The following is a 16,615-nucleotide window of genomic DNA, read 5'->3' as shown; positions in this document are numbered from 1 at the left end:
TAGAGCGAATTCATCCCCCACCTGAAGGAAGGGGCTTTCTTCGCTCTTCTGTAATGACGTACCGAAATGCGGAGGCGGGTTGCGCAGGAGCGAGAATTTTGGAGACCCGATAAAAGAAATCCCGGGCTTGGATTTCGCTATCGGGGCGAAAAATCTCGACGCTCCTACCCGCCGGAGCTAGACAAAAAAGCTGTGAAAAAGGCTTCTGCCTCCTTCACAGCTTTTTCTTTCTTAAACGGTTCTCTTTTTCAAGAGTCCTAAAATGATTCCGGCCACAATCGCTCCAATAACAATGGCTAGTGCGTACAATCCAATGTGGGGGAGAGACGAGTCATTCGCAAGCCCCATCACGAAGATACCGCCGTGCGGTGCCGGGATTCCAATTTGAAAAGCCCCCGTTAAACCGCCAGCAATCGCTGAGCCAATCACGCTTGCGGTGAGAACACGCGCCGGATCTGCCGCAGCAAATGGAATCGCGCCTTCCGTTACAAATGAGGCACCAAGGAGGTAGTTCGTCTTCCCAGACTCGCGCTCTTGCTTTGTGAATTTGTTTTTAAAGAACGTTGTCGCGAGTGCAATGCCAAGAGGCGGAACCATTCCGCCGGCCATCGCAGCAGCCATTGGTCCAAAGTTCCCAGCGTCAAGCATGGCAATTGCAAATGTATAGGAGACCTTATTGAATGGCCCACCCATATCAATGGCCATCATGCCGCCCATAACGACCCCAAGCAAAACCATATTTCCTGTGCCGAGCCCACCAAGCCAGTTTTCTAGAAACGCGTTAAAGTTCGATAACGGCACCGTTAGGAAAAACATGATCGTTCCGGTCACAAGGATATTGAGCACAGGGGTAAACAAAATCGTTTTGATTCCTTCAAGCGACTGCGGGAAATTCGCAAGCAGTCGGCGAACCCCTAAGGCCACATATCCGGCAAGAAACCCGGCAATGAGTCCACCGAGGAATCCGGCGTCACTGTTAAAGGCCATGTACCCGCCAATGAGACCTGGCGCAAACCCTGGGCGATCGGCAATGCTCATCGCGATAAACGCAGCTAGCACGGGAACAAAGAGAGCAAAGGCGTTGTCTCCACCGATCACGCCGAGAATGTCCGTAATGGCGTTACCTTCTCCTAAAAAGGTTTCAAACAGGAAGCTAATCGCTAGTAAAATTCCGCCCCCGATTACAAATGGAAGCATGTTGGAAACACCGTTCATCAAGTGTTTGTAAATCCCTGTTTTTTGCTTCGCGCTTCCTTCCTCGGAAGAAGAGCCACCTTCACTTCCTTGGTACACAGGCGCATCACCAGAAAGCGCGCGCTCGATTAATTCTTTCGGCTTCCGCACCCCGTCGGCCACTGGCGCTTGCACAATGCGCTTGCCATTAAAACGGTCCATCTCCACTTTTGTGTCTGCGGCCACAATAATGCCGTCCGCACGCTCGATTTCCTCCTGCGTCAGCCGACTTTTAACACCGCCTGATCCATTGGTTTCGACTTTGATTTTATAGCCGAGCTTATCCGCTTCTTTCTTTAGACTGTCTGCGGCCATAAAGGTGTGAGCAATGCCTGTTGGACAACCCGTTACGCCGAGGAGAAATACCTCTTTTTGGTCTGAGGAATCCACTTGCTCTTGCTCGTCTTCCTCTTGATCATCGTCTTCTTCCAGCTCTTTCTGATCAATCGTTGCCAAAATCTCGTCAAGAGAGCTCGCTTCAAGCAATGCCTTGCGAAAATCTTCATCCATCAAGAATGTCGACAGCTTCGAGAGCGTAGACAAATGTTCGGTGTTGGCGCCTTCTGACGCAGCAATCATGAAAAATAGATGGCTTGGCTGCCCATCCAGAGCTTCGTAATCCACACCCTCCTGGGAACGCCCAAAAGCGAGGGCAGGCGTCTTAACTGCCGTCGTTTTGGCATGTGGAATCGCAATGCCTTCTCCTAATCCCGTCGTACTTTCCGCTTCACGGGCCATGATGGCTTCTTTAAACCCAACTTTATCTTCGAGTCTTCCCGCTCGATCAAGCTGATCAATGAGCTCATCAATAACCGCTTCTTTTGTCGTCGACGATAAATCGAGAATCATCGTCTCTTTCTTGAGCAAATCAGAGATCTTCATCTCTTGTGCCCTCCCCTTATTAATCGATATATGTCACGCTAACTTGTTGCTTAAGTTCTTCCACCCTTTCACGATCAGCAAACCCGGTGGAAAAGGCGGTCGCACTCCCAGAGGCAACGGCGAAGCGGAAAGCTTCCGGAAGGTCCATGCCCTCTGCGTTTGCACAAACAAAGCCAGCGACCACGGAATCTCCAGCCCCTACCGAGTTCTTCACGACCCCTTTGGGCGTATTCGCCACCATCGTCCTCTCTCTTGTGCTAAGAAGCGCCCCACCTCCTGCAAATGATACAAGCACATTTTCAATTCCTGTTTCTAGCAATTCTTTCGCATAAGGAACCGCTTCTGCCGGCGTATGAATGTCGGCTCCAACGAGTTCTGCCAGCTCACGATGGTTCGGTTTAATAAACGAAGGCTTTGCCGAGAGCACATCTTTTAACGGAACACCACTCGTATCCACATACACCGCTACCCCTTGCTCACGTAGACGCTTGGTCCAGCGTGTATAGATGGTTTTATCAAGACTCGGAGGAAGGCTCCCTGCTAAAACAACCGCGTCGCCTTTGCCTAACCTCTGGAGAAATGCCTCCAGGTCCCGCACGTTGTCCGCTGTGATAACCGGAGAGGTCCCGTTGAGTTCCGTTTCGCTCTCCGCCTTCATCTTGACATTGATGCGCGTGTCTCCATCCACTGTGACAAAATGGGTGCGAATGCTTTCGGCTTCAACGGCATCCTTGATGTAACCGCCTGTAAACCCTCCTATAAATCCAACCGCTTCGCTCTCGTGCCCGAGCCGTTTTAACACCCTCGAGACATTAATTCCTTTTCCACCAGGGGCCTTGTGCTCCTTCTTCGCTCGATTCACTTCTCCAAAATGGAGCGAATCAAGCGTAACGAAATAATCAACGGCTGGGTTCAGCGTCACCGTGTAAATCATTTTCTACCACCTCTATCGTTGTCTTTGCGGCTAAACGCCGGAAATGGTCTGTTTGTTCGGATGGCAGATACGAACTTGAAACAAGCGTCACGTCTGCAATGTCGGCAAACTTGGAGAACGTCACTTCACCGAATTTTGTATGGTCAGCCATAACATAGCTTCTCCGCGCCCGCTTCGCCACATTGGCCTTAATATACGCTTCATCGGGGTCTGGTGTCGTACAGCCATCCTCTGCTGTAATTCCATTCGTCCCAAGAAAAGCACAATCAAAGCGAAACGTCTCTAGGTTTTCAATCGCACTTCTCCCAACAAAAGCACGGGTGCCAGCTTTTACATAACCGCCAATCACATGCGTTTCAATCCCGGCTTCCAGGAGCCTTTCAATGTTCATCAGGCCGTTTGTTACGACCACTACATCCTTTTCTTTCAAAAATGGAACCATCTCAAACGTCGTCGTTCCCGCATCAAGAAAGATGCAGTCACCAGCTTCAACGAAGGAAGCCGCAAGTTTGGCAATTCGCTGTTTTTCTTGACGGTTTTTGACCGTTTTCTCAGCTACCGTCAGTTCCTCACGCTTTTTCTGTAGGAGCGTAGCCCCTCCATGAATACGCTTTAATTTGTTTCCTTGCTCTAATTCCGTCAAATCTCTACGAATGGTCGATTCTGACGCCCCAGTTTCAACGGCTATATCTTGAATCTTCACGACTTCCTGATCCCGTAAAAGTGCAAGAATCCGTTCCTTTCGCTCTACCGTTAACATAGAATGCGCACCTCTGATTTCTATATACATCTAGTATACAACCAAAAACATTCAAATTCAATCATAAACATCCAAAAGTAAAAGTAAAAAATTAGTAATTATGAGCAACGGGATTTTGCTTGTGATTTATCTAGGAGTTCGCGGCACGTTTGTGATGTTACAAAGCTCGCTCCCGGTGTTTATGTAAGTAACTGCTTGCAAGGCTAAAGTCAGAATGATGGATATCGCTCATGTCAGAGGATTTACCAATCAAGTGAAGATGATATCGCTCATGTCAGAGGGTTTACCGATCAAGTCAGAGATGGTATCGCTCATGTCAGAGGATTTACCGATCAAGTGAAGATGATATCGCTCCCAGAGGATTTACCGATCAAGTGAGAGATGGTACCGCTCATGTCAGAGGGTTTACCGATCAAGTCAGAGATGGTATCGCTCATGTCAGAGGATTTACCGATCAAGTGAAGATGATATCGCTCCCAGAGGATTTACCGATCAAGTGAGAGATGGTACCGCTCATGTCAGAGGGTTTACCGATCAAGTCAGAGATGGTATCGCTCATGTCAGAGGATTTATCGATCAAGTGAAGATGATATCGCTCATGTCAGAGGGTTTACCGATCAAGTGAAAGATGATATCGCTCAGGTCAGAGGATTTACCGATCATGAGGGAAGAGATATCGCTCAGGGCACCATTCCTCTTCCTCTCCCTCGTAAAGAGCCCTTCAGCACGTCGGCTCAAGGGCTTTAAAAGCTACAGCTCTTCCACTTTTTCAGCAAGTTCGGTCCAGCGGTCTAGCGCTTCTTCTAGTCTTTCGTCAATCTGCTCTTTTTCATTCATCAGTTCCGTAATCTTGCCGTAAGCACTTCCGGCTTCTGCGATGCTTCCTTCAAGCGACTGCTGCTTTTCTTCAAGGGCCGCGATCTTATCATCGATCTGCTCCCATTCTCTCTGTTCCATGTAGGAGAGTTTTTTGCCCTCTTTTTTCCTCTTCGGCGGTTCTGGCTTGGCTTTCATCGCTTCACTTTTTGCTTGTTTTTGCCCTTCTTGTTCAAGAAAATCCGTGTAGGCCCCCTGATAGCGGCTAATCGTTCCGTCCCCTTGAAAAATAAGCATCTGATCAACGGCTCGATCCAGAAAATAGCGATCATGGGAGACGGTGACCACGACGCCAGGAAAAGAATCTAGATAGTTCTCGAGCACGGTGAGCGTTTCAATGTCTAAATCGTTGGTTGGCTCATCGAGGAACAGCACATTCGGCTCCCCCATCAAGATCCGCAGCAAGTACAAGCGGCGCTTCTCTCCACCAGAGAGCCGGCGAATATAGGTCCATTGGTGCGAGCGCGGGAACATGAAACGCTCAAGCATTTGCTCGGCCGTAATCACATCGCCCTCCACGGTGTAGACGACCTCTGCGACTTCTTTAATATAGTCAACCACGCGCAGTTTCCCGTCCAGTTCCGCATCGCCTTGCGTATAGTAGCCAATTTTCACCGTTTCCCCAACCGAAATCGTCCCTCGATCCGGCTGCAAGCGCCCAGCCATAATATTCAAAAGTGTGGACTTTCCACTCCCGTTCTCGCCAATAATTCCCAGCCTTTCTCCTGGGACGATTAAGTAGCTGAGCGAATCAATCAGCGTCTTTCCATGAAAAGCTTTTGTGATTTCGCTTAACTCAATCACTTGTTTGCCGAGCCGCTTTGAGCAAATCGCCACATCAAGCTGCTGCTTCGCCTCTGGACCCCCTTGTTCGTCGAGCGTTTCCACACGCTGAATTCTTGCTTTTTGCTTCGTGGATCTTGCCTTTGCCCCTCGTTTTAGCCAAGCAAGCTCACGACGAAGCACGTTTTGCCGTTTTTCTTCTGCGACTTCCTCCTGCATTTCACGGTCCGCTTTTGCTTGCAAATATGTTTCGAAATTGCCTTCATACACATGCAAGGCACCTCGGTCCAGCTCATAAATTCGATTCGTCACCCGGTTTAAGAAATAGCGATCATGCGTAATCACGATCAGCGCCCCGGGATACGCGCTAATATGAGCTTCCAGCCATGCCACCGTCGCATGATCAAGATGGTTGGTCGGCTCATCGAGCAAGAGTAAGTCAGCCGGTTGAATCAGTGCGCGGGCGATTGCGACTCGCTTTTTTTGACCACCAGATAACTCGCCAAGAGTCGCTGTCATCGTGTAAATGCCCAGTTTTGTAAGGATTGTTTTCGCCTGTGTACTCGCCTCCCAAGCATCAGCTTTATCCATTCGTTCCTGCATAACCAGAAGCTCTTGCTGCAACCGTTCACTTTCCGGTTTCTCTTCCAGCGCTGCCTGGGCACGCTCATATTCACGAAGTGTGGTCATCACTTCGGAATCGCCGTTGTATATATAGCCAAGCACCGTCTCTCCGTCCGGAAGCTCCGGCTGCTGCGGCAGAAACTCCACTTGAAAATCTTTGGCGTGGTACTGCGTTCCGCTATCCGATCCCTCGATACCCGCCAAGACCTTGACGAGCGTGGATTTCCCCGTGCCATTTACACCGAGAAGTCCGATGCGCTGGCCCCGCTCGATCGTAAAATGAATGTCCTGAAAAAGCGGTTTCTCCCCATACGCTTTCGATAGCGATTCAACTCTTAATACACTCATGCATCATCGTCCTTTTCCAATCGTTTCTTCCAGCAGTATAGCACACGGCGTTTTATTCGTAGGCTTTTTCGTGATCCCTGGCCCACGTTTCCAAAAAAAAGACTGCACAGCCATAGCCGCCGCACAGTCTCTTATCACTTCCCTCTTATTTCTCGAACTGCCTCTTAATCTCCGGCTCAATTTTCTCCGGTTTCATTGTTGGCGCGTATCGTTCCACCACTTCTCCGTCTCGGTTTACAAGAAATTTTGTAAAGTTCCACTTAATCTCGCCACCCAGCATGCCCTTTTGCTCTTCCTTTAAATGCGTAAACAAAGGATGGGCATTCTTCCCCTTCACATCCACTTTCGCAAAAAGAGGAAACGTCACCCCAAAGTTAATTTTGCAGACATTCTCCATCTCGTCATCGGACGTAGGCTCTTGGTTCAAGAACTGGTTGCACGGAAACCCAAGCACTCGTAGCCCACGTTCCTCATACTGCTGATGAAGCTTTTCTAACCCGTCAAACTGAGAAGCAAAACCGCATTTCGTTGCCGTATTCACGATTAAAAGCACATCGCCCTCGTACTCGGAAAGTGGAACGTCTTCGCCCTTGCTTGTTTGCACCGTATAATCGTAGACAGACATGCCCTCACTCCTTGAAGTCGTTATACAGCCAGTATACGATGCTTGGAAGCTTCAAACCACCGTTTTGCTCACGGTTTCACACGGCGCGCAAAATCAACAAAGCGAAACTTATCGGGTCGGTGCCGGGACTCCGTGTACTGAAACAAGGTCGCATCCTCTAAGTAGGCGTAGCTACGCACAACGACGATATTTGTCGCTCCGTCCAGATCCAGGTAGCGCTCGTCTTCCGCTATCGGCTCCTCAATAACGATTTCTTTTTTGGCAAAGCTAATCGAAAGACCGAGAACCTCTTCCACGTATTCATAAATGCTATTCTCGCTAATTTCACGGGTCAGACCTGGGACCGCGGCTTCACAGAACGTATCTTTGTCGAGAATAATGCGTTCGCCGTCAATCTGCCTTACCCGGTGTACCGTCCAAACCGGTTCACCTGCCTCTAGCTGCAAATGGTTCGCGATCGTCTCTCCTGCCAAGGTACGAGAAAAGTGGACGACGTCCGTCTGGGCGCGCGTCCCTAGTTTTTTACCTAGTTCCTTAAAGCTCGTCACCCCGGAAAAGGGAAAATCAATTCTCGATAAATCAAGAACAATCGACCCTTTTCCTTGCACTTTTTGAATGTAGCCATGCTCCGACAACATCTTAAGGGCCTTGCGAATCGTCTCTCTCGAAGCGTCATACGTCCTCGCCAGCTCATTCTCTGAAGGAAGTGTCTCTCCGGTTTGGAAGCGTCCTTCTTCAATGCTCGCTATTAATTGCTTGTAAATATACTGGAATTTATTTTTCACATCTATCCCTCCTAGCGAGCGATGCGAAAGGCAAGCGATTCATACGGATCAACCGTCATCAACGATGCAAGTTCTTTTGACTCGTTGCTATTGCTAATTAGTAACGTGGCTGTTTCTCGAACAAGCTCTGCCGGCGGTTCAAACTCCACGGTTGTCCCGTAAAAGTTATTAATGACAAGCAGCGTTTCATCTTTATACGCTCGCTTATAGACGAATAAATGCTCATCTTCCGCATCCAGCAGCGTGTAGTCCCCGTACGTAATTATCTCCACTTCCTTCCGCAATTGAATCAGCTTTTTGTAAAAGTAGTAAATCGAGTTAGGATCGGCAAGAGCAGCCTCGGCATTGACCTCATTGTAATTTCCACTAACAGGAATCCACGGAGTCCCATTTGAAAACCCAGCGTTGTTGGTGTTGTTCCACTGCACAGGCGTACGCGAGTTATCGCGGGATTTCTCCTGCAGAATGGCCATCACTGACTCTTCTGCAAGGCCTTTCCCTTTAAGCTCCTCGTACATATTGAGTGTCTCGACATCACGGTACATGGAAATGTCGTCAAATCTCGGATTCGTCATCCCAAATTCCTCGCCTTGGTAAACGTAGGGGGTGCCCTGCATTAAATGAATTGTGGCCGCCAGCATCTTCGCTGACTTGCTGTGATAGGCCCTATCATTTCCGTAACGACTGACAACTCGAGGCTGATCATGATTGCACCAGAACAGCGCGTTCCAGCCTCCGCCTTCGTGCATGCGCACCTGCCATTCTGAGAGGATTTGTTTCAACGCAATAAAATCAACATCAGCAAGCGCCCATTTCTCCCCGTTTGGGTAATCGACTTTTAAATGATGAAAGTTAAACGTCATGCTTAACTCATGGCGCTCTGGCTTTGAATACTTGATACAGTCCTCAATCGACGTTGAAGACATTTCACCAACGGTCATGCTGTCGTATTGCGATAAGACCTTTTGATTCATTTCCTGCAAATACTCATGAACGCGCGGGCCGTCGGTATAAAACTTACGCCCGTCTCCTGGAGGAACCGAACCATCATCATTCGGGAAGCGCTGATCTTTGGAAATTAGGTTGATTACATCCAGGCGAAAACCATCAATGCCTTTATTAAACCAGAAATGCATCATGTCATAAACATGCTCGCGCAACTCTTCGTTTTCCCAGTTTACATCCGCCTGCGTAACATCGAACAAATGCAGGTAGTAATCGTCGGTTTCCTCGTTGTATTGCCAGGCGGAGCCACCGAATTTTGATTTCCAGTTAGTCGGTTCGTCCTTCCAAATATAGAAATCCCGATAGCGCGCATCTTGAGATTGCTTTGCGTTTTGAAACCAGACATGTTCTGTTGAGGTATGATTCACAACGAGATCCATAATCAGTTTCATCCCGCGGTTATGCGTTTCTTCGAGCAACCGATCGAAATCTTCCATCGTCCCGTACTCAGCGTGGATCGCGTAGTAATCGGAAATGTCATAGCCATTGTCGTTTTGCGGAGAGGCGTAAATCGGCGTCAGCCAAATCACGTCAATTCCTAGATTCTTGATGTAATCAAGCTTTTCGATGATTCCTCGAATGTCTCCGACGCCATTGCCCGTCGTATCATTAAAGCTCTTCGGATAAATTTGATAGACAGCAGACGTTCTCCACCATTCCTTCATCCCACTCACCACTTTCTTTTATCTAATGTCTAGTGTAATCTTAACATAACCTGTATATACAGGTAAAAAAAGAAACTGCATGGAGGCGCAGTTTCTTTTTCCGAAATTTCTAGGGCAGACCTTCCAACATTCTCGCTCCTGACCAACCCGCCTACACCTTTCTTGTTACTCGGTTAGGCTTTTTGGTTTGGCGAACTTTCCAAGCAAAAGCGTCAGGACAAATGGTACAACAATCACAATGGCCATTCCGATGGCGAACGCTCCCCAACTTCCTACTTCAATCGAGAAGATTCCAGGTACGCCGCCAACGCCAACGGCTGTCGCCAGTACTCCATTAATCGTAATAAACATACCGGCAATCGAAGAACCGATAATGGCACAGAAGAAAGGAAAACGATAGCGCAAGTTCACTCCAAACAACGCGGGTTCGGTAATTCCTAGCCACGCAGACAGCCCCGCAGTTCCTGACAACCCTTTAAGGTTTTTGTTTCTAAGAAGAAAGTACATCGCAAAAGCAGCGGCCCCCTGAGCAATGTTTGATAAGGCGAGAATTGGCCAGAGAAACGTTCCTCCCCCTGCTGTTAGCTGCAGGTCAACGGCAAGAAAGGTGTGATGCATCCCCGTGATCACAAGCGGGGCATAGAGAGCTCCATACAAGAGTCCTGCTACGTAAGGCAGTGTGTCAAATAACCAAATAAATCCACCCGTAATCCAATTCCCAATCGCAAATGTGACGGGCCCGATAAAGATAAAGGCAAGCAGCCCCGTCACAAGCAGCGCGATCGGCGCAACGAGAAGGAGGTGAATGGAATCAGGAATGCGCTTGCGCAAGAAGACCTCAAGCTTTGCTAATATAATACCGGCCACGAAAATCGGTAGAACCTGTCCTTGATACCCGATGGCGTCAATCTCGAACCCAAATATGTTCCATGTTGGAATGGTTTCTCCGGACGCCACTGCATCCCCGTAAGCATGGGCGTTCATCAAGTCCGGATGCACTAAAATTAACCCTAACACAATGCCGAGCAACGGGCTTCCTCCAAATCGATGAACCACAGACCACCCAATTAACGCTGGTAAAAATGTAAAGGCGGTACTGGCAATGACGTTAATGATGTTGGCAAAATCCGCCCACTGAGGGTAAACGTCAACGACCGATGCTCCGTCAAAGAAGATATCGGGCCCCGTCAATATATTATTAATTCCAAGCAACAACCCTGCCGTTACGATCGCTGGAAGAATGGGAATAAAGACATCGGCGAGCACTTTAATGGCGCGCTGTATTGGGTTTCCTTTCTTCGCAGCGTCCTCCTTCGTCTCGTCCTTGGACTGCTCCTCCCTCCCTGTAAGGGCCATCAACTCTTTATAGACTTTGTCCACAACGCCATTCCCAAGAATGATTTGGAATTGACCGTTCGCCTTATAAGAACCTTTCACGGCCTCCATGTTCTCCAGTTCTTCACTGTCGACCTCGTCCTCGTCGTGAAGGACGAGGCGCAAACGAGTTACGCAGTGAGTCGCCGAAGAAATATTGTCTTCTCCACCGATCGCTTGAAGCACTTCCTCCGCTATATTGCGGTATTTCGAACTCATCGCTTCTTACTCCTTTCTGTGAGCGTTTCCACATCAACGCAATGATTGGTCTATGCTTAACACTATTATTATTTGTATATACAAATTGTTGGTGCGCTTTCATTTTATCTTGTATATACAAATGAGTCAATCCTCTTTTTCTCGAATGCGCTTAAACCCTTTTTAGAAAGGACCTTGATAGGTTGCACCAAACCCCACCAACCCATGCACAAATCGAAATGGGGAGGCGCCCTGCTCACGAGTGAGAAGTTTCGGAGCGACGGAGGTATCTACCCGTCGGAGCTAGACAAAGAGCCTCTCACCTTATAGGGAGAGGCTCTTTGCTTATAAGTTATTTCTATAAAGTCGCTTTGCGTTCCATTAAATGAAGGCCAATGCCAATCACCGCCGCTCCGATAAAAAACAGCACAGCCGCTGGCCAGAGAAACTCTTCCCATCCCCAACTGTACGCGGTCGCTCCCATTAAGAGTTCCATCCCATACATGATCGGACTGGCGTATGAAAGAGCAAGCATGAGGTCGGAACCGACAATTTCCAGCGGCCAAAACGCTCCTCCAAGCATCGCTGAGCTGATGGCCACTAATTGAATCGCGATGCTTAGCTGCGCCTGGCTTTGCACAATTCCGCTTAGGAACACACCGATCGCCATGATCGCAAACAGAAACGGAATCACAGCGACCAGCGCTTTCCAGAAACCTCCATAGAACGAAACATCTAACAAGAAGTTGAATATCGAGAGCACGATGACGATTTGTGCGTAGCCAAGTAAGAAAGAGGAGATCAAGTACCCAACATACATGCTAACTTTGGACGTTGGCGAAAGCACCATTCGATTCCAAATGCCGTTGTACTTTATTTCTAAAATGCTGCTAACGGAAAAAGAAACCGTATAGATCGCAAAAAACAGCAGGAAACCAAAAAGACTACGCAGCCCTTGCTCGCCTCCCGCACTTTCCGTCTGCATCGATTCCTGTTCAACCGAAAAGCTAGATTGCAAGCGATGAAGCTGCGCTAGCGCCTCATCCCCAACAAGCTGCGCCAGCTCTTCTTCGATAAAATATCGCTCAAGCACAGGTTCCACAAGGGCAGGAAGCATCACCTGTTCACGGGCAAGAATCAGTTCATAGGAATCTTCTCCTAGATTGACAATTCCTTCGATAGATTGTCCATTTAGCTGAGCAAGTGCCTCCTCTTCTGCAACGACCCTCCAATTTAACGTCGAAGCCTCCCCGTCCAGCTCCTCCACCATGCTGGCAAGTTCCGTTTCCGGTAAATCCTCAGAATAAACGGTAACATCCATTCCCTCTGATTCAGAAGTCATCCCGCCCCCTGAAACGAACCCAAACAACACCGACAATACAATCATCGCCACGATTTCCCATGGGCTACGAATCATCGATTTGAAAAACTCCCAGACAATCGCCTTCACTGCAAATCCCCCCTACGCGGAAATACAAGACATGCAAGCCCGACGAGCACAATCGCAAAGCCACAAAGGATGAGCAGAGAATGAGCCACCTCTGTCACGGGCGCCCCTTGTAGGACTTGCAAGTAGACATTCAATCCACGCCCATTCGGCGTCCAGCTTCCAATTCTCGCAATCGTTGTTGACAGCTGCTCTACCGGGAACCAGTTGCCGCCGATAAACGCAAAGATCGAAAACAAAAATACTTGAAAGATGCTTGATGCTTTCTCTGAATTTAACCGAAAGTTAATTGCCGTTAGTAACGTTCCGATGCCACCGACAGAAGCGCTGAACGTGAGTGTTACAAGGAAAAATCCTGCTAGATTGCCCCACTCTACCCCAAAGACAACTCTGGAAAAGCCAAATAACACACAAAGCTGAACAACGCCGACGATTGTTGTCATAAGCCATTTGCTTGTTAAGTAGTCGAGCCCTGATGTATTGGCAAGCAGCACCCGCGCAAACACATGGGACCTTTTTTCCTGCATCGCATAGCTAGCCACGAATACTGAGACAATCAACATGAACATCACACTCATGCTAACGGCGTAATAATCAAAGGAAGTGATTGGCTCTTCCTGATGCTGCGTAATTCGGCCACCTGTCCCCAGCGTTTCTCGGCTCTCCGTTTCTCCTGACTGAGCCAGCACCGACTGCAAACTCAGCTCATAGAAAAACTCATCCAGTATTGTTTCAATGACCGAAGCGCTGTAACTCCTTTCGCTATTCGTATAAAGCGAGAGTCCCTCGCTAATTGCTTCCGTGTCCAGTAACAGCTGCTCCCACATCTCAAGGCGGTAACCTGAAGGAATCTGTAGCACAGCGGCAAACTCATCATTCTCCCGCGCAGCGTCCACCGTCTCGACATGGCTAACCTCAAGAAAACTAGCAACCTCCTCTTCTTGCAGCACATCTTCGAGAAGGAGTTCCGGCACAGAGAGCTCCGACGCAACCTTCAGTAGCTCTGTCTCCGTTTCCGCTGGCAACCCCGCCTGCTGCAATTGCTCTTGCCAATTTTCAATGGCCTCCTCGTAATGGCCTTCGTCCACCACCGCCAGGCGTACCGTATCCGTGGTGCTGTTAAACGATCCGGAGAGGGAGAAGCCGAGAATGGCGATCAGCACGAGCGGCATCGCGATCAACGAAAAGAGAGCCGTACGGTCATCCACAATTTGCAGCCAGTCTTTTTTCAGAAGTGGTCCCATTGCCTCGTCCTCCTAATCTCTTAGCGTCCGTCCCGTTAAATGCAAGAATACATCCTCGAGCGTCGGCGAGTTGGCCTCTATGCCTCGAACATCAGCACCTGCAGCTGTAACAATCTCAAGCAGGGCCATGAAAAAGTCCGGTTCCGTGGACGTTACACGGTACCCGTTGTCTATTTCAGCTACTGCCTCCACACGTCCATCCTCTTGGAGCGCTTGCTCGATCTCTTCCCGTTTCTCACTCAGCCTGAGTTCATAGGTGCGTGCCTGGCTGAGAACCCCTTTAATCTCCCCCTTCGAACCAGAAGCGATCACGTCTCCTCGATCCATTACATAGAGACGATCACAAAGATACTCTACCTCTTCCATGTAATGACTTGTGTAGAGAACCGTCACCCCTTGGCTTTTTTGTAAATCTTTGACCGTATCAAGCAAGTGTCGGCGCGATTGCGGGTCCACGCCAACTGTTGGCTCATCCATAAGCAGAAATTCTGGATCATGCATCAGAGCTGCTGCGGTGTTGAGCCGTCGCTTCATCCCTCCAGAAAATGTTTTTACTTTATCCTTTCGTCGTTCGGTGAGCCCAACAAGCGCTAGCAATCTCTCTGCTTTTTTCTTCAAAGCACGACCGGAAAGCTTATAGATTTGCCCGAAGAAGAGCAGGTTTTCTTCTGCGGTCAGCTGCGGGAGAAGCGCAATCTCTTGCGGGACCACGCCAATGCTTCTGCGGAAGGTTTGCATTTGCTTGTTAATCGGTTCACCCTTAAAGCGAACCTCTCCAGTTGTCGGTTTCACAAGAGAAGAGAGCATCGATATTGCCGTCGACTTCCCCGCGCCGTTTGGACCAAGGAGGCCAACAGCCTCTCCCTTTTCCAAATAAAAATTCATCCCTTTTACAGCTTCCACGCCCTTAAACCGCTTCGTCACGTCTGTCATTTCGATCATTTTGCTTCCCCCTTTTTGAAGCGCCCTTCTATCTCTTTTTTAGTTTACAAAGAAAACAGGCCCTCGGATATTCCCTACAGTCACAACTTCTGAAGTTTGCATATGACTCCAGTCACTAAAAAAACTGACCGAAGCCACCTATATCTGTGACTGCTGTCAGTTCTAAGCGAGATCATGTTTTAACGCATAAATGGCAAGCTGCGTCCGGTCCCTTAGCGCAAGCTTCGTTAAAAGCTGGCTGATATAATTTTTTACCGTGCCGTTGGATAGGTGAAGCGTCTCGGAAATCTCTTGATTGCTTAACCCTTCACCAACAAGAGCGGTGATTGCTACTTCTCGTTCGGTCAGATTCGCGCGTGGCTTTTGTTCGTTCTGCTTTGTTTTTGTTACGAGCTTCGGAACCACGTTGGCTGCGACCTGCCCATCAAGCGTCAGTTCATTTTTTAATGCCCCTTTGATCGCTGCTAGGAGCCTCTCCCCATCGGCATCTTTCAGCAAATACCCTAGCGCCCCCAGCTTCAGCGCTTCAAGGGCATACTCGTCATCCGCAAACGTTGTGAGCATAATGATTCGGCTGTCAAGATGGGAGGAACGAATGCGCTTTGCCGCCTCCAGCCCTGTCATCACAGGCATGCGGATGTCCATGAGAACGACATCAATGAAATGAGCCTCATAACGTTCAATCGCTTCTGCCCCGTTTTCCGCTTCAACAACACGGAACCCTTCATGCTGCTCAATCATCATTTTCAGCCCCTGCCTGACGAGGTGCTGATCTTCAACCAGTAATATGCAAGTCATCCGTTTATCCTCCTTAGTGGAAAGCTTGCCTCCACATAGAAACGCCCTTCCTTGTTCTGTACCTGAAAAGACCCATCCAATTGCTCAAACCTGGCGCGAAGCTGGCTGAGCCCAAAACCTTCCCTGAAGGTCTTCTCGTTATGGGTTGCATTTTCTATAGATGCCACATATTTTCGCTCGCCAAGCACAGCAAAGACAACATCGACTTTACGTGAATAGGCATGACGAACCGCATTCGTTAGTCCCTCTTGCACGAGCCGGTACAGTGCTGCTCCCTGCTCATCACCTAGTGGAACGGAAAGCGCTCCGGCCTTGGTAGAGAAAGATATGCGTACATGACTTTCCGCTTCTAGTTTGCGGATCAATTGGATAATCATTGCTACACCTTTCTTCTCCTCTGACTGCAAGGCTTGAACGGCTTGCCTCATCTCCTGCAAACTTTCTCGCGCCATTTCCTTTGCCTTGGCAATGTCAGGATCTTCGCGCTTCATTTCCGTCATCTGCAGCTGCATGACCAAATTGGTAAGCTGATGCCCCACAGAATCATGAACATCACGGGCGATGCGCGCTCGCTCCGCTTGCTTTAAGGCGTCTTCTTCTTCAAGCACTTGTCGCTTTAGCTTTTTGTACTCGTAGGTCAATTCATCAAGACCTTCGCTTTTCTCAAGCGCTAGCTTCAAAGATTGGTTCGCGCGAACGGCAAACACTGTAAGCAAAAGCACCATCACCGCGTACAAACCAAATTCCTCAAGCGTTGAACGAACGAGGAACGCGATGAGCAGAGCACCAACGGTGAGCGTGCCCATCCCTCCTTTCACATCATTTCTCGTTTGGCTATGTAAATACAAAAGGAAAAGGACCAGTGGCAAAATAAACGGGCCGAGGACGATCATCCAATCTCCAACGGCTATGAGTAGCAAAAGTGCGACATAAAGCCAGAATGGTTTCCTCCAGAGAGGTTCCGACATCACGCCGGCGACAAGTAGCCCCGCAAGGACCCAGTAGATGGGAGAGGTGAATAGATAAGGCTCGGAGATAAGCGGAAACAGCGTAAGAGCAATTGTTGTGATAAAACGAATCCACATGGCTGTC

Annotated in this window: 13 protein-coding genes; all 13 read right to left on the bottom strand. The window is 48.9% G+C overall.

Going from position 1 to position 16,615, the window contains the following annotated elements:
* Positions 1-231: 231 nt before the first annotated feature.
* The 13 genes from AVZ68_RS10895 to AVZ68_RS10835 all read right to left on the bottom strand — a co-directional run bounded on the left by AVZ68_RS10895 (position 232) and on the right by AVZ68_RS10835 (position 16,608).
* A complete protein-coding gene (locus AVZ68_RS10895) occupies positions 232-2,115 on the bottom strand; it encodes a PTS fructose transporter subunit IIABC (protein ID WP_059104576.1) in 1,884 nt (627 codons plus the stop codon).
* Between the two features lie 19 nt (positions 2,116-2,134).
* Complete coding sequence (gene pfkB, locus AVZ68_RS10890) at positions 2,135-3,049, bottom strand: 1-phosphofructokinase (RefSeq protein ID WP_059104575.1); 915 nt, start codon at positions 3,047-3,049, stop codon at positions 2,135-2,137.
* Positions 3,015-3,809 (bottom strand): DeoR/GlpR family DNA-binding transcription regulator, encoded by a 795-nt coding sequence (locus tag AVZ68_RS10885; protein ID WP_059104574.1) that lies wholly within the window; start codon positions 3,807-3,809, stop codon positions 3,015-3,017. The genes pfkB and AVZ68_RS10885 overlap by 35 nt, the downstream gene beginning before the upstream one ends.
* Positions 3,810-4,559: 750 nt before the next feature.
* Positions 4,560-6,440, bottom strand: coding sequence for an ABC-F family ATP-binding cassette domain-containing protein (locus tag AVZ68_RS10880; protein WP_059104573.1), 1,881 nt, complete (start codon positions 6,438-6,440; stop codon positions 4,560-4,562).
* Positions 6,441-6,585: 145 nt separating this feature from the next.
* Positions 6,586-7,065 (bottom strand): glutathione peroxidase, encoded by a 480-nt coding sequence (locus tag AVZ68_RS10875; protein ID WP_059104572.1) that lies wholly within the window; start codon positions 7,063-7,065, stop codon positions 6,586-6,588.
* 68 nt (positions 7,066-7,133) lie between these two features.
* Positions 7,134-7,850: a trehalose operon repressor gene (treR, locus tag AVZ68_RS10870; RefSeq protein WP_082676505.1), complete on the bottom strand. Its 717-nt coding sequence runs from the start codon at positions 7,848-7,850 to the stop codon at positions 7,134-7,136.
* Positions 7,851-7,861: 11 nt separating this feature from the next.
* Positions 7,862-9,520, bottom strand: a complete 1,659-nt coding sequence (gene treC / locus AVZ68_RS10865; protein ID WP_059104570.1) for an alpha,alpha-phosphotrehalase — start codon at positions 9,518-9,520, stop codon at positions 7,862-7,864.
* 165 nt (positions 9,521-9,685) lie between these two features.
* Positions 9,686-11,113 (bottom strand): PTS system trehalose-specific EIIBC component, encoded by a 1,428-nt coding sequence (treP, locus tag AVZ68_RS10860; protein WP_059104569.1) that lies wholly within the window; start codon positions 11,111-11,113, stop codon positions 9,686-9,688.
* Positions 11,114-11,450: 337 nt separating this feature from the next.
* Positions 11,451-12,542, bottom strand: a complete 1,092-nt coding sequence (locus AVZ68_RS10855) for an ABC transporter permease (protein WP_059104568.1) — start codon at positions 12,540-12,542, stop codon at positions 11,451-11,453.
* Positions 12,539-13,783, bottom strand: a complete 1,245-nt coding sequence (locus tag AVZ68_RS10850) for an ABC transporter permease (protein ID WP_059104567.1) — start codon at positions 13,781-13,783, stop codon at positions 12,539-12,541. Before AVZ68_RS10850 ends, AVZ68_RS10855 begins: the two co-directional genes overlap by 4 nt.
* A 12-nt stretch (positions 13,784-13,795) precedes the next feature.
* Entirely contained in the window at positions 13,796-14,725 is a 930-nt protein-coding gene (locus AVZ68_RS10845) for an ABC transporter ATP-binding protein (protein WP_059104566.1), read from the bottom strand.
* Positions 14,726-14,887: 162 nt separating this feature from the next.
* Positions 14,888-15,523, bottom strand: a complete 636-nt coding sequence (locus AVZ68_RS10840) for a response regulator transcription factor (protein WP_059104565.1) — start codon at positions 15,521-15,523, stop codon at positions 14,888-14,890.
* Positions 15,520-16,608, bottom strand: a complete 1,089-nt coding sequence (locus tag AVZ68_RS10835) for a sensor histidine kinase (RefSeq protein ID WP_059104564.1) — start codon at positions 16,606-16,608, stop codon at positions 15,520-15,522. The genes AVZ68_RS10840 and AVZ68_RS10835 overlap by 4 nt, the downstream gene beginning before the upstream one ends.
* Positions 16,609-16,615: the final 7 nt, after the last annotated feature.

It is taken from the genome of Shouchella shacheensis, assembly GCF_001484965.1.
Classification (GTDB): domain Bacteria; phylum Bacillota; class Bacilli; order Bacillales; family Bacillaceae_D; genus Shouchella; species Shouchella shacheensis.
The sequence above is the reverse complement of the archived record's forward strand: the minus strand, read 5'-3'. Positions and strand labels throughout refer to the sequence as shown.